Source organism: Halomonas alkalisoli, from assembly GCF_021412585.1.
In the GTDB taxonomy this organism is placed as follows: Bacteria; Pseudomonadota; Gammaproteobacteria; order Pseudomonadales; family Halomonadaceae; genus Halomonas; species Halomonas alkalisoli.
This window is the reverse complement of the sequence record NZ_JAKCMI010000012.1, coordinates 48,210-65,317: the sequence shown is the minus strand read 5'-3', so window position 1 is coordinate 65,317 and position 17,108 is coordinate 48,210. Positions and strand designations below refer to the sequence as shown.

Annotated in this window: 15 protein-coding genes and 4 tRNA genes; 4 read left to right on the top strand and 15 right to left on the bottom strand. The window is 62.3% G+C overall.

The features are described from left to right. Positions 1-98: 98 nt before the first annotated feature. The 8 genes from lon to LY622_RS02310 all read right to left on the bottom strand — a co-directional run bounded on the left by lon (position 99) and on the right by LY622_RS02310 (position 6,973). Positions 99-2,504 (bottom strand): endopeptidase La, encoded by a 2,406-nt coding sequence (gene lon, locus LY622_RS02345; protein WP_234289417.1) that lies wholly within the window; start codon positions 2,502-2,504, stop codon positions 99-101. 156 nt (positions 2,505-2,660) lie between these two features. Then, complete coding sequence (gene clpX, locus LY622_RS02340; RefSeq protein WP_234282594.1) at positions 2,661-3,938, bottom strand: ATP-dependent Clp protease ATP-binding subunit ClpX; 1,278 nt, start codon at positions 3,936-3,938, stop codon at positions 2,661-2,663. Between the two features lie 75 nt (positions 3,939-4,013). Next, positions 4,014-4,634 (bottom strand): ATP-dependent Clp endopeptidase proteolytic subunit ClpP, encoded by a 621-nt coding sequence (gene clpP, locus LY622_RS02335; RefSeq protein ID WP_234289416.1) that lies wholly within the window; start codon positions 4,632-4,634, stop codon positions 4,014-4,016. A 97-nt stretch (positions 4,635-4,731) separates the two neighbouring features. Further along, on the bottom strand, positions 4,732-6,102 hold the full coding sequence (gene tig / locus LY622_RS02330) for a trigger factor (RefSeq protein ID WP_234289415.1): 1,371 nt from the start codon (positions 6,100-6,102) through the stop codon (positions 4,732-4,734). Between the two features lie 307 nt (positions 6,103-6,409). Next, positions 6,410-6,484: transfer RNA gene (locus LY622_RS02325), tRNA-His, on the bottom strand. Positions 6,485-6,521: 37 nt separating this feature from the next. Next, positions 6,522-6,596 (bottom strand) — tRNA-His (locus tag LY622_RS02320). A 155-nt stretch (positions 6,597-6,751) separates the two neighbouring features. Continuing rightward, positions 6,752-6,828: transfer RNA gene (locus tag LY622_RS02315), tRNA-Arg, on the bottom strand. A 68-nt stretch (positions 6,829-6,896) separates the two neighbouring features. Continuing rightward, a tRNA-Pro gene (locus LY622_RS02310) sits at positions 6,897-6,973 on the bottom strand. 226 nt (positions 6,974-7,199) lie between these two features. On the opposite strand from LY622_RS02310, the gene folD reads away from it, so the two are divergent. The 3 genes from folD to mtnN all read left to right on the top strand — a co-directional run bounded on the left by folD (position 7,200) and on the right by mtnN (position 9,425). Beyond that, positions 7,200-8,078, top strand: a complete 879-nt coding sequence (gene folD / locus LY622_RS02305) for a bifunctional methylenetetrahydrofolate dehydrogenase/methenyltetrahydrofolate cyclohydrolase FolD (RefSeq protein ID WP_234289414.1) — start codon at positions 7,200-7,202, stop codon at positions 8,076-8,078. Positions 8,079-8,156: 78 nt separating this feature from the next. After that, positions 8,157-8,630 carry an S-ribosylhomocysteine lyase gene (locus tag LY622_RS02300; protein WP_234282585.1) on the top strand — a complete coding sequence of 158 codons (474 nt, stop codon included), beginning with the start codon at positions 8,157-8,159 and terminating at the stop codon, positions 8,628-8,630. A 63-nt stretch (positions 8,631-8,693) separates the two neighbouring features. Beyond that, on the top strand, positions 8,694-9,425 hold the full coding sequence (gene mtnN / locus LY622_RS02295; protein ID WP_234289413.1) for a 5'-methylthioadenosine/S-adenosylhomocysteine nucleosidase: 732 nt from the start codon (positions 8,694-8,696) through the stop codon (positions 9,423-9,425). Between the two features lie 79 nt (positions 9,426-9,504). Here the strand turns inward: mtnN and LY622_RS02290 are convergent, their stop codons facing one another. The 3 genes from LY622_RS02290 to pyrC form a co-directional block, all read right to left on the bottom strand. Further along, positions 9,505-10,476 (bottom strand): glycosyltransferase family 2 protein, encoded by a 972-nt coding sequence (locus LY622_RS02290; protein WP_234289412.1) that lies wholly within the window; start codon positions 10,474-10,476, stop codon positions 9,505-9,507. After that, on the bottom strand, positions 10,469-11,353 hold the full coding sequence (locus LY622_RS02285; RefSeq protein WP_234289411.1) for a polysaccharide pyruvyl transferase family protein: 885 nt from the start codon (positions 11,351-11,353) through the stop codon (positions 10,469-10,471). Before LY622_RS02285 ends, LY622_RS02290 begins: the two co-directional genes overlap by 8 nt. Positions 11,354-11,586: 233 nt before the next feature. Next, positions 11,587-12,624: a dihydroorotase gene (pyrC, locus tag LY622_RS02280; protein WP_234289410.1), complete on the bottom strand. Its 1,038-nt coding sequence runs from the start codon at positions 12,622-12,624 to the stop codon at positions 11,587-11,589. A gap of 226 nt (positions 12,625-12,850) precedes the next feature. Here pyrC and LY622_RS02275 point away from each other — a divergent pair, with 226 nt between their 5' ends. Then, on the top strand, positions 12,851-13,282 hold the full coding sequence (locus tag LY622_RS02275; RefSeq protein WP_234289409.1) for a hypothetical protein: 432 nt from the start codon (positions 12,851-12,853) through the stop codon (positions 13,280-13,282). Between the two features lie 13 nt (positions 13,283-13,295). Here the strand turns inward: LY622_RS02275 and LY622_RS02270 are convergent, their stop codons facing one another. From LY622_RS02270 to LY622_RS02255, 4 genes are all read right to left on the bottom strand, one after another. Next, on the bottom strand, positions 13,296-14,543 hold the full coding sequence (locus LY622_RS02270) for an NAD(P)/FAD-dependent oxidoreductase (RefSeq protein ID WP_234289408.1): 1,248 nt from the start codon (positions 14,541-14,543) through the stop codon (positions 13,296-13,298). A gap of 192 nt (positions 14,544-14,735) precedes the next feature. Continuing rightward, positions 14,736-15,197: a tellurite resistance TerB family protein gene (locus tag LY622_RS02265; RefSeq protein WP_234289407.1), complete on the bottom strand. Its 462-nt coding sequence runs from the start codon at positions 15,195-15,197 to the stop codon at positions 14,736-14,738. A 61-nt stretch (positions 15,198-15,258) separates the two neighbouring features. Continuing rightward, positions 15,259-16,554, bottom strand: a complete 1,296-nt coding sequence (locus LY622_RS02260) for a TRAP transporter large permease (RefSeq protein ID WP_234289406.1) — start codon at positions 16,552-16,554, stop codon at positions 15,259-15,261. Further along, the gene (locus tag LY622_RS02255; protein WP_255761853.1) at positions 16,554-17,093 is read right to left on the bottom strand and encodes a TRAP transporter small permease; all 540 of its coding nucleotides are present in this window, start codon (positions 17,091-17,093) and stop codon (positions 16,554-16,556) included. Before LY622_RS02255 ends, LY622_RS02260 begins: the two co-directional genes overlap by 1 nt. Between the last annotated feature and the right edge of the window lie 15 nt (positions 17,094-17,108).

Here is a 17,108-nt window from a genome sequence, read left to right as displayed (position 1 = left end):
GCAGTTTATAGCAATGCAGTAAAAGATGTGTCAAGCAACTTACGGCGCCAAACCGCGCCATACCAGGGTTTTTCTCCCGGCATGACGCTAAAATATCGTTAGTGCGTGCTGATCATTGAGGTGGATGATGCAGAATCATCCGCTCGGGAATCATCACTCTTGGGGCCAGACCTTTCAGCCAGAGCCGCCTCAAGCACCTCATCGATCCAGCGGACGGGCCGGATTTCCAAAGCATCCTTGATGTTATCCGGCACCTCTTTGAGATCCCGTCGGTTCTCTTCCGGAATGAGCACAATCTTTATACCACCGCGCCGCGCAGCCAGCAATTTCTCCTTCAAGCCGCCGATCGGCATCACCTCACCCCGCAGGTTGACCTCACCGGTCATCGCCAGGTCGCAACGAACCGGTCGCGCCGTATAGGCGGACACCATCGCCGTCACCATCGCAATGCCCGCGCTGGGGCCATCCTTCGGCGTGGCGCCCTCGGGCACGTGGATGTGCAGGTCCTCCTTCTCGAAACGGTCCGGGTCGATGCCAAGCACTGTGGCACGGGCACGAACCACCGTGTGAGCGGCACTCACCGACTCCTTCATGACATCACCCAGCGAGCCGGTCTTGTTGATCCGCCCCTTGCCCGGGGTCACCACCGACTCGATGTTGAGCAGCTCACCACCGACCGACGTCCAGGCCAGGCCGGTAACACGCCCCACCTGGTCCTCCTTGTCGGCCAGGCCGTAGCTGTAGCGCCTTACACCGGCATACTGCTCGATGTCCACCGCACTCAGCGTCACCGGCGCCTGCGCGCCCTGGCCCTGCTGCTCCAGGCGCTCACGCAGCACCTTGCGGCAGACCTTGGCAATCTGTCGTTCCAGCTCGCGCACGCCGGCCTCGCGGGAATAGTAGCGTATCAGCTCGAGCAGCGCGTCATCGGCGAAGCTCAGCTCGTCGTCCTTGAAGCCATTGGCCTTGAGCTGCTTGGCAACGAGATAGCGACGCGCGATGGCGAGCTTCTCGTCCTCTGTATAGCCGGGAAGCCGGATGATCTCCATGCGGTCCAGCAGGGGACCGGGAATATTCATGGAGTTGGCGGTACAGATGAACATCACATCGGACAGGTCGTAGTCCAGCTCGAGATAGTGATCGTTGAACTTGTCGTTCTGCTCCGGATCCAGCACCTCGAGCAGGGCGGATGCCGGATCGCCGCGATGGTCCATGCCAATCTTGTCGACTTCGTCGAGCAGGAACAGCGGGTTCCTGACCCCGGCCTTGCTCATGCGCTGGACCATCTTGCCCGGCAGCGAGCCGATGTAGGTGCGGCGGTGGCCACGAATCTCGGACTCGTCGCGCACCCCGCCCAGCGCCAACCGCACGTACTTGCGGTTGGTGGCACGGGCGATCGACTGGCCCAGCGAGGTCTTGCCCACCCCGGGCGGGCCGACCAGGCAGAGCACCGGCCCCTTGAGCTTCTTGACCCGCTTCTGCACGGCGAGGTACTCGAGAATGCGCTCCTTGACCTCATCCAGGCCATAGTGGTCTTCATCGAGCACCTTGTGGGCATGAACCAGGTCATGCTTGACCCGGGTGCGCTTCTTCCAGGGCACCGCGACCAGCCAATCGAGGTAGGAGCGCACCACCGTGGCCTCGGCCGAGTTGGGCGACATCATCTTGAGCTTGCCCAGCTCCTGCAGCGCCTTCTCGCGGGCGTCCTTGGGCATGCCCGCCTCTTCGATGGACGCCTCGTACTTCTCGGCTTCATTGGGTACGTTCTCGAGCTCGCCCATCTCCTTCTGGATGGCCTTCATCTGCTCGTTGAGATAGTACTCCCGCTGGGACTTCTCCATCTGGTCCTTGACCCGGGAGCGAATCCGCTTCTCGACCTGCAGCAGGTCGATTTCCGACTCGATCAGCGCCATCAGGTGCTCGATGCGGTCACGGACCCGGTCCATTTCCAGCAGCTGCTGCTTGTCGCCGATCTTCAGCGACAGGTGGGCACAGATGGTATCGACCAGGCGACTCGGGTCCTCGATCCCGGAAAGGGAGTTGAGCACCTCGTTGGGCACCTTCTTGGAGAGCTTGACGTACTGCTCGAACTGGTTGAGCAGCACACGCACCAGCGCCTCCTGCTCACGCTCCGAGAGCGGCTCGCTGTCACGCAGCACCGCCTCGGCCAGGCTGTACCCCTGGTCGGTATGGTGCACCTCACGGAGATCGGCACGGGAGCTACCCTCGATCAGCACCTTGACGGTACCGTCGGGCAGCTTGAGAAGCTGCATGATCTCGGCAACAGTGCCGATACCGAAGAGATCCTCGGTGCCGGGGTCGTCCTGGCCGGCTTCACGCTGGGCCACAAGCAGCACTCGCTTGTCGGCCGCCATGGCCGCATCCAGTGCCTGGATGGATTTCTCCCGTCCCACGAACAGCGGTATCACCATCTGCGGGTAGACGACGACGTCGCGCAGTGGAAGGAGGGGCAGACTCAGGGTCTGATCGGCGTTCTGCTGCATCGCAGACGTTCCTCAAACGAATCGGGTGGATACGGAAGGGAATGGGGGCGCAGGGCCCCCATTGCAAGGGAGAGAGCGGGGAACAGACAGGCAAAGGGGTCGCTCAGGCGACCCCTTACACTGGCATGAGCATCGGCCGGGATTACCCGCCGCACATCAGCCGTCGGTGCCGTCGACCCGCTGGTCCTGCTGCGAATAGATCAGCAGCGGCTCGCTCTCGCCAGCAATGACCGTGGCGTCTATCACCACCTTGGTCACCCCTTCCATGGAAGGAATCTCGTACATGGTGTCCAGCAGTACCGACTCGAGGATGGAGCGCAGCCCACGGGCGCCGGTCTTGCGGGTCATGGCCTTGATCGCCACGGCACGCAGGGCATCCTCGCGGAATTCCAGCTCCACGCCTTCCATGTCGAACAGACGCGCATACTGCTTGACCAGCGAGTTCTTCGGCTCGGTCAGGATCTGGATCAGCGCATCCTCGCTCAGCTCGGTGAGCGTGGCAATAACCGGCAGACGCCCGACGAACTCGGGAATGAGGCCGAACTTGACCAGGTCCTCCGGCTCGACATCAGCAAGCAGGGCGCCAACACCCTTGGCCTCGTCCTTGCTCTTCACCGTGGCGTTGAAACCGATGCCGCCCTTCTCGGCGCGGTCGCGGATCACCTTGTCCAGGCCGGCAAAGGCACCGCCGACGATGAACAGGATATTGCCGGTATCGACCTGCAGGAACTCCTGCTGAGGATGCTTGCGGCCGCCCTGGGGCGGGACGGAAGCCGTGGTACCCTCGATCAGCTTCAGCAGCGCCTGCTGCACGCCCTCCCCCGAGACATCCCGGGTGATGGAGGGGTTGTCCGACTTGCGCGAGATCTTGTCGATCTCGTCGATGTAGACGATGCCGCGCTGGGCCTTCTCCACATCGTAGTCGCACTTCTGCAGCAGCTTCTGGATGATGTTCTCGACGTCCTCGCCGACGTAGCCCGCCTCGGTAAGCGTGGTGGCGTCGGCAATGGTGAACGGCACATTGAGCAGCCGCGCCATGGTTTCCGCCAGCAGCGTCTTGCCGCTACCGGTGGGACCGATGAGCAGGATGTTGGACTTGCCCAACTCCACGTCATCGCCCTTGATACCGGCGCGAAGTCGCTTGTAGTGGTTGTAGACGGCTACGGACAGCACCGTCTTGGCGCGATCCTGACCGATGACGTAATCGTCCAGGGTGCGACGGATATCGCGGGGAACGGGCAACCGCTCCTCATCGCTCTCGGCGTCGGCATCGAGAACTTCCTCACGAATGATGTCGTTACAGAGATCGACACACTCGTCGCAGATATACACGGACGGGCCTGCAATCAGCTTGCGCACTTCATTCTGGTTCTTGCCACAGAACGAGCAGTACAGCAGCTTGCCCCCCTCGTCCTTGCCTTTGCCGTCGGCCATTCGCGTACCTCTATCACTTCGGCGGCCTCAAGCCGCCGGTTTTCACGTGTTATGGGCGTGTATCGAATCACGCTATCAGGATGCGGGCCGCTTATCCAGCACAGCATCGATCAGACCATACTCCGCTGCCTGCTTGCCATCCATGAAGTTGTCGCGATCGGTGTCTCGAGCAATCGTCTCGAAATCCTGACCAGTGTGATGCGCCAGAATCCGGTTGAGCTTGTCCCGGATGCCGAGTATCTCACGGGTGTGGATCTCGATATCGGAGGCCTGCCCCTGATACCCGCCCAGCGGCTGGTGGATCATCATCCGTGAATTGCTCAGGCAGTAGCGCTTGCCGGACGCACCGCCAGCCAGCAGCAGAGCACCCATGCTGGCCGCCTGGCCGATACAGACCGTGGACACATCCGGCTTGATGAACTGCATGGTGTCGTAGATCGCCATGCCGGCGGTCACGGCCCCACCCGGTGAATTGATGTAGAGATGGATATCCTTGTCCGGATTCTCGGACTCGAGGAAAAGCATCTGTGCCACCACCAGGTTGGCCATGTGATCTTCAACCGGTCCCACCAGGAAGATCACACGCTCCTTCAGCAGGCGAGAGTAGATGTCGTAGGCCCGCTCACCGCGTGCGCTCTGCTCTACCACCATCGGCACCAGGCCGCCGGCGTTTTGTATCTCGAACTCGTTGCTCATCAGTGTGATGTCCTTGCATCCGATGAATGGAAGCGTAATACCCCCTTCCGGTACCTGCCAGTTTCGACAGTCCCGGAAGGGGTGGCCGGCGTTGGTATCAGCTCTTGGCTTCCTGACCTTCTTCGGCCTCGGCCTCGCTGGCGGCTTCGTCATCCTGCTCGGCCTGCTGCTGAGCAGCGGCCAGGGCCTGCTGATAGCTCATCTCGACGTCCTTGACGGTCGCCTGCTCCAGCAGCTGGTCGACGGCCTTCTCTTCGAGAATGGCTGACTTGACCTGTGTCTTGAGCTGGTCGTTGCTCATGTAATAGTCGACGACCTGCTGTGGATCCTGGTACTGCTCGGCCAGCTCCTCGACCTTGGCACGGATCTCGTCATCGGTGGCGTCGAGCTCACTGGACTTGATCACTTCAGCCAGCAGCAGGCCGACCTGGACGCGCCCCTTGGCCTGCTCGGCGAAGAGCTCGTTGGGCAGCTGGGAGACATCGAAGTCCTCACCCAGGCCGAACTGCTGGGCCGCCTGACGCTTGAGCGCATCGGTCTCCTGCTGCACCAGCGCCTGGGGCACCGGCACCTCGTTCGCCTTCTTCAGCGCCTCGAGCACCTGCTGCTTGACGCGATTGTCCACGGCCTGCTTCGCTTCGCGGGCCATGTTCTTCCGCACTTCGGCGCGAAACTTCTCGACATCGCCGTCTTCCACGCCGAAGCGCTTGATGAATTCCTCGTCGATCTCCGGCAGGGCCTGGCCCTTGACCGCGTGAACCTTGACCTTGAAGGTGGCTTCCTGGCCGGCCAGCTGCTCAGCCTGGTAATCCTCAGGGAAGGTGACCTTGATCTCCTTCTCGTCACCAGCCTTGGCACCCTCCAGCTGCGCTTCGAAGCCAGGGATGAAGTTGCCGGAACCCAGCACCAGGTCGTGGCCCTCGGCGCTACCGCCTTCGAAGGGCTCATCGCCCAGGAAGCCCTGGAAATCGATCTTCACCTGGTCGCCGTCCGCGGCGACGCGGTCGACCTCCTCCCAGGAAGCGTTCTGCTTGCGCAGCGTCTCGATCATCTCCTCGAGATCGGCATCGGTCACGTCAACCACAGGCCGCTCGATCTCGGTGCCATCGATGGAGGCCAGCTCGATCTCGGGATAGACCTCCAGGTTGGCCACGAACTCCAGATCCTTGCCCGCCTCGTTCACCTTCGGCTCGATGCTGGGAAAACCGGCGGGATTCAGGTTCTCTTCTGAGATGGCCTTGACGTAACGCTCGCGCATCACTTCGCCCACCACTTCATCGCGCACGTCACGACCGTAACGCTGGCGCACCACCGACATGGGCACACGCCCCTTGCGGAAGCCGTTCAGGCGCACGTTCTTCGCAGTGTCCTTGAGGCGAGCCTCGACGGCTTCGTCGACCTCGGCCGCTGGCACCTGAAACGTGACACGGCGCTCGATCTGGGAAGGCGTTTCGACGGAAACTTGCATGAATAGTCCTCTACCGACTGGGGGCGTTCTATTGAAAGCGTGGAAGGTCAAAAGAGGGATTCTAAGAATCCCGGCCTGCGCTGGCAAGCGCCATGCCCATAGGATTGGGGCATCGGGGCAGATTACAAGGGGCCGAAGGCAATCGGCACAGCCGCTGGGCGACCAGGTCATCGAAAACAGCAAACTATCCGGAGGCAATACCGGGAAAGACGGGCACGCAGGGAACGCGGGCGTGAACAGCTGCAGGAAGAACAGGGAGCGAAAACAGAAAGAAAAAGAGCGGAATGAAGATCAGGCCAGGTTGCAATGGGGTGGATGATGGGGATCGAACCCACGACAGCCGGAACCACAATCCGGGGCTCTACCACTGAGCTACATCCACCACTGCAAGCGCCACTTCGAGATCTGGAGCATCGTTATGGGGTGGATGATGGGGATCGAACCCACGACAGCCGGAACCACAATCCGGGGCTCTACCACTGAGCTACATCCACCATAACGATAACTCGAACTGCTGGCACCGCGATTTCGGCGCCCTTCTTGCCCGGACAATCTTACCCAGGCAATCTTGCTCAGACAATCCTGTCTCGGCGCCTCAGGCGATCCCGCCTCAGACGATCAGGAACAGCCGCTGCCACAACATGCCGCATGGCACGCCCAGCAGGACTCGAACCTGCAACCTACGGCTTAGAAGGCCGTTGCTCTATCCGGTTGAGCTATGGGCGCATTCTACGTTCCATGGCGTCTGACCGCAACCCTGATTGTACAAGTTCCTTCGCACAAACAAGAAGTTGTGGTCGGGGTGGAGGGATTCGAACCCCCGACATCCTGCTCCCAAAGCAGGCGCGCTACCAGACTGCGCTACACCCCGCCGGTCTTCGCACGGCCCCGATGCCGCCACAGGGCCTCATCGAGCGCTGCGTATTCTACGCGAGAATCTTCCGGGGTCAATAGCCACCTGACAAGCCGGCCCTTTTTTGCGCTTTGCCTGACGGCCCCGCCATGCGAAAATCAGCCCCCTTCCTGCACCGGCCAGCCTCCTTTCAAGGTTGATGCTGCCGCCGGCCAGCCCACCCCCCAAGCAAGAGGAAGAAACGATGACCGCCCAACTCATCGATGGCAAGGCCATTGCCGCCCAGGTCCGCCAGCAGGTTGCTCGCCAGGTCGAGACACGCCACGCGGAAGGCAAGCGGACCCCCGGCCTGGCCGTCGTACTGGTGGGCGACGACCCAGCCTCTCGGGTGTACGTGAACAACAAGCACCGCGACTGCGAGCAGGCCGGCATCCTCTCCTTCCTGCATCTCCTGCCGACCGAGACATCCCAGCAGGCGCTGGAAGCACTGGTGGACGACCTGAATGCCGACCCGCGGGTCGATGGCATCCTCGTGCAGCTGCCGCTGCCCGACCACCTCGATGCCCGCCCCATACTCGAGCACATCCTGCCCCACAAGGATGTCGACGGCTTCCACCCCTACAACCTTGGCCGCCTCGCCCAGCGGCTGCCGATGCTGCGCCCCTGCACGCCCAAGGGGGTCATGACCCTGCTGCAGGCCAGTGGCCTCACGGTACGCGGCCTCGATGCCACCGTCGTCGGCGCCTCCAACATCGTCGGCCGCCCCATGGCGCTGGAACTGATGCTGGCCGGCTGCACCACGACGGTATGCCACCGCTTCACCCGCAACCTCGAGGAGCACGTCAGGCGTGCCGAACTGCTGGTGGTGGCGGTTGGCAACCCCGGCCTGGTCAAGGGCGAGTGGGTGCGGGATGGCGCCATCGTCATCGACGTGGGCATCAACCGCGAGGAGGACGGCCGCCTGGTCGGAGACGTCGACTTCACCAGTGCGGCCGAGCGCGCCTCCTGGATCACCCCCGTGCCCGGCGGTGTCGGCCCCATGACCATTGCCTCGCTGCTGGAGAACACCCTGTTCGCCGCCGAGATGCATGACGCCATGGAACATGAGGCGCTGTCTGTCTGAGTCGAGCCTGCGCCTGACACGGGCGCGCACCTCGGGTAGAATACGCCCCTTTCCATTTTCCCAGCCCCGAGGCCGCCCATGAGCGACAAGATGAACGTCGAAAGCTTCAACCTGGACCACACCAAGGTGAAGGCTCCCTACGTGCGCCTGGCCGATATCAAGACGGGACTCAACGGCGACACGATCCACAAGTACGACATGCGCATCTGCCAGCCCAACCAGGAGCACATGGAGATGCCTTCGCTGCACTCCCTGGAGCACCTGATGGCGGAGCTGTCGCGCAATCACTCGGACCGTATCGTCGATATCAGCCCCATGGGCTGCCAGACCGGTTTCTATGTCGCGCTGATCAATCACGACGACTATGAGGACGTGCTGAACCTGCTGCAGAAGACCCTTGAGGACGTGCTTGAAGCCGACGAGGTGCCCGCCTGCAACGAGATGCAGTGCGGCTGGGCAGCGAGCCACAGCCTGGAAGGCGCCAAGCAGATCGCACGCGGCTTCCTTGCCAAGCGCGGCGAATGGACCCAGGTCTTCGCAGCCGAGGCCTGATAACGGCCCGACGGCTTCGGCCACGCCCCCTCCGACTCAGTGACACGGGAGACACCCCCTCAGATGAAACGCATCGGCATCATCGGCGCCATGGCCCAGGAGGTCGACCACCTCGCCTCGCTGCTGGAAGGTCGCCGCACCCGCACTCACGTGGGCTGCACCTTCCACCATGGCATGCTGCATGGCGTCGATGTGGTGATTCTGCAGTCAGGCATCGGCAAGGTGAATGCCGCCATCGGCACCACCCTGCTGCTGGATGTCTACAAGCCGGAAGCGATCATCAACACCGGCTCGGCGGGAGGCTTCGGTGAAGGCCTGGAAATCGGCGATGTGGTGGTATCCAGCGAGGTGCGCCATCACGACGTCGATGCCGTGGTATTCGGCTACGAGCATGGCCAGGTGCCCATGATGCCCGCGGCCTACCTGCCCGACGAGCGCCTGGTGAAGGTCGCCCGGGAGTGCGTCGAGGCGCTGGGTGAAGTGCGCGTGGCAGAGGGCCTCATCGCCACCGGCGATGTCTTCATGGCCTGCCCCGAACTGGTCCTGAAGACGCGCACGCGCTTTCCCACCATGCTGGCGGCCGAGATGGAGGCCGCTGCCATCGCCCAGACCTGCCACCTCTATGGCTGCCCCTTCGTGGTCATCCGCTCGCTGTCGGATATCGCCGGCGGCGGCGACAACCACCTCTCCTTCGAGGAGTTCCTGGAAAAAGCGGCTGCCCACTCCGCACGCATGGTCGAGGCCATGGTCTTGCATCTCGCCCGACACGTCGAACCCGAACCCGCCATCGGCTGAGCAATAGTGTCGACACCCAAGGATGGGCCGTTCTTGCCTCTTGTGGGTGCAACACTGGCAAGAGCATGCTGCACCCACTTCAGTGGCTAAGCAGCCTGCTCTTGCCTATATAACGCTTGATCATGACGCGCAGAGAACTGCTTAAGGCATGGAAGGCGATCTTCACCAACATCCACCGATTCCTGAAGCCCAGCATCATCGTCATAAGCAGCGATAGATCATAACGCACACCAGCCTTGCGACAGATACTCATGTACTTACCCGTAAAAAAGATCGCCCGTCGCCTGATATAATGCCGACAGTCACGATATGACGGGTTTCGGTACAGCATCAGCAGCGACTCGAGCAGTTGATGCAAGCCCTTCACGTGTTTCATGTTCTTGGGTATGGTCATGGTTGAACCATGACGAATTCTGCGCTGGAAGAAAACATCGTCAGTTACCACGTAACGTCTGGCAGAGAAAATCAATGGATAGAATATCTCTTCATCCTCGTGATAGTGCTCCTTGAATCTTAACTTTTCCGACCATATCGTGCGCCTGCTGATATAGAGGCAGGGGCTGCAGGTGCCACCACCATGCTTCTCAAACGCCGCAAGGAGGTCAACAGCTCTCACGTATTCGCCGTCGAAACCACGCTGGTAGCTACCAACGACGTCCAGTCTCTCCGCCCCCTCATCGAAAAACGTAGCGCCCGAAAAGAAGATAATGTCCGGATAGTTTCGAGTTTCTATGACAGACTGCATCCTCTCGATGAAATTGGGCTCCAGCAAATCATCGGCATCGAAGAAATAGATGTAAGTGCCGGTGGCTCGGGTTATTCCCAGGTTCCTGGCCCTACCCTGCCCCCGGTTTTCGGTCGAAATCAGCTCCGTCCGATAGGGATGAGGGTAGGCGCGAATCCGCTCCCAGGTCTCGTCCACACTTCCATCGTCAACGATGATGACCTGATACGGTCTCACCGTCTGGCTGGCTAGTGTATCGAACGCAGCATCGATATAAGGCGCCACATTGTACGCCGGAATTACAATGCTGATGGTCGGCTCACGCATGGGTATGCCCTCGCTCGAACCTGTTGAAGGGAAACGCGGCAATCAGATCCTCGGGATCGCCAAGATACCTTGCCACCCCGGCCTGCTTTGGTAATGCCGCTATGCATTCATCGGCCGCTACCTGATCCGTGATCAGCGTAATGCGGGAGTCTGGTGCGTCCGTGGTGCTGTAATAGTCATGAAACTTGAACTCACCCCCAACAAGGCCATCTGAGAACCGCACCCAGAGATTGGGGACTCGGTAGGAATCCGCAAGAATCAATCCATGCAGGGAGGAGGAAACGACCAATTCACATTGGCATATGTCATCGATGAACGGCTCGGGCTGCTGCCTCACATCGATCAGGCTGATACCGGGCAGGCTTGCCATGTAGCGGACAAGCGGCGTTTCCCGGTCCACATAGTGGGGCACCAGACCGATGCGATACGCTTGATCCGATCGTTTCGGTTCATAAAAGAGCGGCATTACAACCGCGGGATCCCCGATGGCCGCGGCTGCCACGTCGGCCCCGCTGGCCGCAAGCAACTGCTGCGTCAGCCTACCTCTCACGGCCAGAAATCTGGCACGTTCAAGAGTGTCACGCCCAGGCAGCCGCTCAGCATCGAGGATGCCGCTACCCCATACCAGGCTGCGACACCTCACCTCATGAATGATGCTACCCACTGCGAGCAAATGAACGACCACGTTGGAGCGAACCCGGTAGACCGGCCTGCCGGTAAGCTTTTGCACAAGATAGGGCGTAATCGCATCACCGACGTTCAACTGCCTGTCAAAATAAACGACCGGTACACTCCCCCTCGCCACGGTCAAAAGCAAGATCAGGTCACGGAGGCTCCTCAATGACCTACGCGCTTGCTTGGCAATCAATCGTCTCATGGCTTGTCACTTCCTTGACACAACCTCCTGGCTCCAGCGGTTTGACCGACTGGTATCTCGATGTGGACGAAAGATACGAAGAGTGAGGAAGAGCGCCTCCTGCGCTCAATCCTAACCATAGTCTACCCAGTCATACCCTGCAGGAAGAATGTCGACGACGAGACTCATGAAAAAAAATGACGCAGCGCCGCTACCTGGGCGACGCTTACGTCATCGTGGGAAGGCGATATCGATCACTCCTGCAAATGCCAGTCCAACGTCTCACCCGCCTTGAGCGGCACGATCCGGTGGCCCGTGACATAGGGCAGCGACGAGGGCAGCTGCCAGGCTTCACGCACCAGGGTGACCGTGTCGGCGTTGCGCGGCAGGCCATAGAAATCGGGGCCGTGGTGACTGGCAAACCCTTCCAGCCTGTCCAGGGCGCCAGCCTGCTCGAACGCCATGGCATACAGCTCGATGGCGGCCGGTGCCGTGTAGGCCCCGGCACAGCCACAGGCCGACTCCTTGTCACCCTGGGCATGGGGGGCACTGTCGGTGCCGAGGAAGAACTTGCTGCTGCCGGACGTCGCCGCCGCCAGCAGCGCTTCGCGATGGCGCTCGCGCTTGAGAATCGGCAGGCAGTAGTAGTGCGGGCGGATTCCCCCCACCAGCATATGGTTGCGATTGAACAGCAGGTGGTGGGCGGTGATGGTGGCCGCCACGTTGGCCGGCGCCTGGGCCACGAAGGCCGCGGCATCGGCGGTGGTAATGTGCTCGAAGACCACCTTGAGCGTCGGGTGCCGCTCGAGCAGCGGCTTCATGACCCGCTCGATGAAGACCGCCTCGCGGTCGAAGATATCGATCTCGCTGTCGGTGACCTCGCCGTGAACCAGCAGCGGCATGCCCAGCCGCGCCATGGCTTCGATTGCCTCGTCGCAATGCGCCAGGTCCGTCACACCGGAAGCCGAGTTGGTGGTCGCTCCGGCCGGATAGAGCTTGACGGCATGAATCATGCCACTGGCATGGGCGCGCTCGATCTCCTCCGCCGGCGTATCGTCGGTGAGATAGAGGGTCATCAGCGGCTCGAAACCGGAGCCCTGGGGCCGGGCCGCCAGGATGCGCTCGCGATAGGCCTGCGCCTGGGCCGTGGTGGTCACCGGGGGCGTCAGGTTGGGCATGATGATGGCACGGCCCATCTGCCGGGCAGTTGCGGGCACCACGGCCTGCAACGCCTCTCCATCGCGCAGGTGGAGGTGCCAGTCGTCGGGGCGGGTCAGGGTAATTGCGTTCACGGCATATCCTGTAGTCGGCTGTGATCGGCAGGGAATAGCGAGCGACAGTATATCGTAAGCCGCCGCTGGCTTGGCGCTCCAATGGCCAAGCGCTGCTGCAGCCGGCATGACCAATGGCATCCGGCCGTGGCGGCTGAACAATCTTCCGGGGTGAGGCCTCAAACCGCAGCAAGCCGAGTGGAATTGCCGTATCATCGACGCCGTTTTCACCGCAAGAGACGTTGCCATGCCCAGGGTTCGCCACTACGCCGATATCGTCGCCATTCTGGCCGGCCTGATGTGGATTCTGGTCTTCTGGTCGATCAGTGTTTCCGCCCGCCTCGACAGCATCGAGCCCACCCTGGCCGCCCTGCTCGCCCTGGGTGCGATGATACTGGTCAGCTTCGTCCACCGCCCCTTTCGCGTCCACCTCAGCCGCTATCACGTGCGCAAGCGCCGCACCGAAATGTGGATGCACATCCTGGCCCTGCCCATGGCCCTTACCCTGGTGCTCGGCGGTCTGATCGAATCGCTGATCGCCCCGCTGAGCGGACAGCAGAAGATGCTGCTGTTCAACGTTCTCGCCACCGCGGGCTGGGTTGTCTATGTCATGACCCTGGTGATCAAGTTCGTTCATCACCTGCTGAGAAGGCGCCGCCACCGTTCCGGCGGCACCTGAGAGGCGGCGACCTTCAGTTGCCGAAGCGATCGGCGCGGAATGGCGACATCTCCACCGCCGGCACCTCAGCCTCCATCATTTCGGCCAACACCCGGCCGGTGACCGGCCCCAGCGTGAATCCCTGATGGCCATGACCGAAGGCAAACCACAGACCCTCGTGCCGCGGGGCCGGACCGATGACCGGCTTCATGTCCGACAGACAGGGGCGCGCACCCTTCCAGGGCTCGGGGTCCAGGCGATCCCCCAGCGATGGATAGATCCTTCGAGCCTCCCGCTCGGCGGCGTCGAGCTGACCGTAGTGGGGCGGCGCATCGAGGGGCTTGAGCTCGGCACCGGTGGTCAGCCGGATGCCGGCACGCATCGGCGCCAGGATATAGCCGACTTCGGCATCGGCGATCCAATACCGCAGCCGGCGGGCCTCATCGACGGCGTAGTGCATGTGATAGCCCCGCTTGACGAAGGTCGGCATACGGTAGCCCAGGCGCTTCATCCAGCCGCCGACCCAGGGGCCCAATGCCATGACCACCTCCTGCGCCTCATGCACGCCCCCGTCGGTCTCCACCCGCCAACCCCGGCCATTCCGGCTGACATCCTGGATCTCGGCCTGGACGAAGCGGCCTCCCTCGCGCTCGAAGCTGCGCGCATAGGCCGCCACCAGGCCGCCCGGATCTTCGACACCCCATGAATTCGTCCAGTGGATCGCGCCGATGGCTCGATCGGCGAGCTGGGGTTCTCGCCGGTTCAGGCCGGCCCGGTCGAGCGCTTCATGGGTCACCCCGAAGCGCTCGGCCTCAAGGGCCTCCTGCCGGCGCGCATCCAGCCCGGCCTGGCTGCGATAGACCTCGAGCCAGCCGTCCTTCCTGATCATGTCCCCGGCATCCGCCGCCTCGATCATCGGCTCGTGCTCCTGGGTCGACAGCATGATCAGCGAGGCATATTCGGGAATGATGCGCGCATGACGCCGAGGCATGGAGTGGCGCCAATAGCCGAACAGTGGCCCGGCGGCTTCCAGCATGCCTCGGAGGTTATAGCGGATATCCACCCGGCGATTGGGCAGAACGGAAAGGAGCTTGCCCACCCCCTGGGGAAAGGGGTAGGGGCGGACGGCCTCGCGTTGAATCAGACCACCGTTGCCGAATGAGGTCTCCTGTCCCGGCGGGCGGCGGTCGACCAGCAGCACCGAGCGGCCGCGACGGGCCAGATGCCAGGCAATGGAAACACCGACCATGCCGGCGCCCAGTACGATGGTTTCGCGAGACATGCCTCTCCTCCAGGTTTGCGCAGACGGTGCCCCCGACTCCCGACCGAAGGCGAGGGCTCATTCTATCAGCGCCGCCGGCCCGGCGCCGACGCTTTCCCGCGCGCCCTGAGGCGGATCAAGGTATCGATCGAAGGCCGGGCTCAGGGGCCCGGTTCGCGTGGACAACGCATTGACTGGACAACCCGGGAGTGCCTAGGAGCGGCCCGCAGCGTTCTGAACCTGGAGCTTGGTGCGGATGAAGTCGGAGTGGCTGACGTGCAGCAGGTCGGCCAGCCCGCGGATACGGTGCTCCTCCAGGGCATTATGTCCCGCATCCGCGTAGGCCAGTACCCACATCATCCGGACCAGTTCACGGCGCTGGGCATAGGAGTAGTGCTGCTTGACCAGGCTGACGAACTGATAGTGATCCACCGACGTCTCGACCTCTTCCCTGGCCATCTCCATCAGCTCTTCGACGGCGGCGTCCTGCAGGTGAAAATGATGCTGCAGCAGCTGTCGCAGGGCATCGAGCTGCGCCTGGTCGGTGTGGTAGTCGGCGCGCATCACCTCGCACAGCAGCGCGGCGGCGGCCAGCTCCAGGGTCGGCGCAGGATCGGAGCTGGACTCCGGCTCGGCTAGGGCTTCCTGAAAGAACCGCGTGATGCTGGCAAGCATATCGATCTCCCGGCTGTATTCGGACATCAGACAGGCGTTTTAGGCTCGGCGTTCCCGCAGGTCAGTAGCCCATCACCCCCGGCAGCCAGGTAACCAGCCCAGGCAGGGCAATCAGGATCAGGATGGTCGCAAGTATCGGGATCAGGAACGGCAAGATCGAGATCACGATCTGGGAGTAGCGAAGTCGCGTGATACCCACCATCAGGAACAGCACCGTGCCGAACGGCGGCGTAATGACCCCCACCGAGAGGGTGATGACCATGACGATGCCGAAGTGGATCGGATCCAGGCCGGCGGCCAGCGCCGCTGGCACGACGATCGGCGTGAAGATGAGAATGCTCTCGATCACCGACATGAAGCAGCCCACCACCAGGAAGAACAGTGCAAAGGCGAGCAGCAGCATGATCGTCGGCATGTCGACGCCCGCCACCTGCCCGGCCAGCGCCTGGGGGATACCGATGCGCACCAGGATCCAGCCGTAGAAGCTGGAAACCGCGATGATCAGCAGAATGGCGGCGCTGAACATCAGGGTACGAACGAAGGAGGCATAGAGATCGCCAAGCTTGAGATCACGATAGACCAGCGTGCCCAGGATGATCGCATAGAGCGAAGCCACCGCCCCCGCCTCGGTGGGCGTGAAGAAGCCGGTCCAGATGCCGCCGACGATGATCGCCGGCATCATCAGCGGCAGTATGGCCCGCCTGCCGGTTCGGATGACCTCCTTGCCATCGAAGGGTGTCGCCGGCGGCATGGCCACCCGCTTGCCGGCACCCAGCACCAGCGTCATGCTCATCAGCAACAGTGCCATCAGGATCCCGGGCACCAGGCCCGCCATGAACAGGGCGCCGATACTGACATTGGCCAGCCAGCCGTAGACCACCAGCGCAATGCTCGGCGGCAGGATGGGGCCGATCACGCTCGATGCCGCCGTGATGCCGGCCGAATAGCCCAGGTCGTAGCCACGCTCCTTCATGGCCTTGATCTCGATGCTGCCGAGGCCGGCCGCATCGGCTACCGCCGTCCCGGACATGGTGGCGAAGATCGAGCTGGCCACCACATTGGCATGCCCCAGGCCACCCTTGGTAAAGCCGACCAGCGCCGTGGCGAAGTCGAAGATACGAGTGGTGGTCGAGCCGGTGTTCATGATGTTGGCCGCCAGGATGAACAGCGGAATTGCCAGCAGGGTGAAGTTGTTCAGCGTCTGCACCATGCGCAGCGAGAGCAGCTCCACCGGCAGGCCACTGGCGCCAGTGACACCCAGCGCGATGAAGGAGGTGATACCGATCGCCACCACCACCGGCAGGCCGATGGCCATCAGCAACAGCAGCCCGCCCACGAAAATCATCAGTTCCTGCATCAGTCCGCCTCCTGGGATGAACTCGCCACGGCGTTCCATTCCACCGGGCCACGCAGGGCCTGCCAGGTCGCCAGCAGCGTCATGCCGGCGAAGCCGATGAAGATGCCGTAATAGAGGTAGGTGAAGCTGATGCCCAGGGAAACGGTACGGTTATGGGCACTGGCCAGCGACATGGTCAGGGAGCCGTAGGCCGCCAGGCCGAAGAAGCCTGCCGAGAGCAGCGCCACGAGGCGGTACTGGATGTGCCGGGCCAGGCCCCCCATCCGATGGCTGAACAGGTCGACCAGCAGGTGCTCACCTCTCACCCAGGCGGAGAGTGAGCCGAAACCCACCGCGTAGATGGCCAGCAGGGTCGCGACCTCCTCCGTCCAGGGCATGCTGAGCCCGATGATGTCACGCACCACGATGGCGGCAACGATCAACACCAGCACCCCGGCCAACAGCAACACGCCCAGGGCGTCGCAGGTTCGCGTGATGACCTTGAGCAGGTGATAGGCCAGCCGGTCGACACCGCTGGTGGGGGGTGGGGATGTCGTCAAGATGGTGTCCTCCAG

Bases quoted from the DNA above. Each gene is read 5' to 3' on its own strand.
- lon (WP_234289417.1), bottom strand. From the start codon at position 2,504: ATGCAGCAGAACGCCGATCAGACCCTGAGTCTGCCCCTCCTTCCACTG.
- clpX (WP_234282594.1), bottom strand. From the start codon at position 3,938: ATGGCCGACGGCAAAGGCAAGGACGAGGGGGGCAAGCTGCTGTACTGC.
- clpP (WP_234289416.1), bottom strand. From the start codon at position 4,634: ATGAGCAACGAGTTCGAGATACAAAACGCCGGCGGCCTGGTGCCGATG.
- tig (WP_234289415.1), bottom strand. From the start codon at position 6,102: ATGCAAGTTTCCGTCGAAACGCCTTCCCAGATCGAGCGCCGTGTCACG.
- folD (WP_234289414.1), top strand. From the start codon at position 7,200: ATGACCGCCCAACTCATCGATGGCAAGGCCATTGCCGCCCAGGTCCGC.
- LY622_RS02300 (WP_234282585.1), top strand. From the start codon at position 8,157: ATGAGCGACAAGATGAACGTCGAAAGCTTCAACCTGGACCACACCAAG.
- mtnN (WP_234289413.1), top strand. From the start codon at position 8,694: ATGAAACGCATCGGCATCATCGGCGCCATGGCCCAGGAGGTCGACCAC.
- LY622_RS02290 (WP_234289412.1), bottom strand. From the start codon at position 10,476: ATGCGTGAGCCGACCATCAGCATTGTAATTCCGGCGTACAATGTGGCG.
- LY622_RS02285 (WP_234289411.1), bottom strand. From the start codon at position 11,353: ATGAGACGATTGATTGCCAAGCAAGCGCGTAGGTCATTGAGGAGCCTC.
- LY622_RS02275 (WP_234289409.1), top strand. From the start codon at position 12,851: ATGCCCAGGGTTCGCCACTACGCCGATATCGTCGCCATTCTGGCCGGC.
- LY622_RS02270 (WP_234289408.1), bottom strand. From the start codon at position 14,543: ATGTCTCGCGAAACCATCGTACTGGGCGCCGGCATGGTCGGTGTTTCC.
- LY622_RS02265 (WP_234289407.1), bottom strand. From the start codon at position 15,197: ATGCTTGCCAGCATCACGCGGTTCTTTCAGGAAGCCCTAGCCGAGCCG.
- LY622_RS02260 (WP_234289406.1), bottom strand. From the start codon at position 16,554: ATGCAGGAACTGATGATTTTCGTGGGCGGGCTGCTGTTGCTGATGGCC.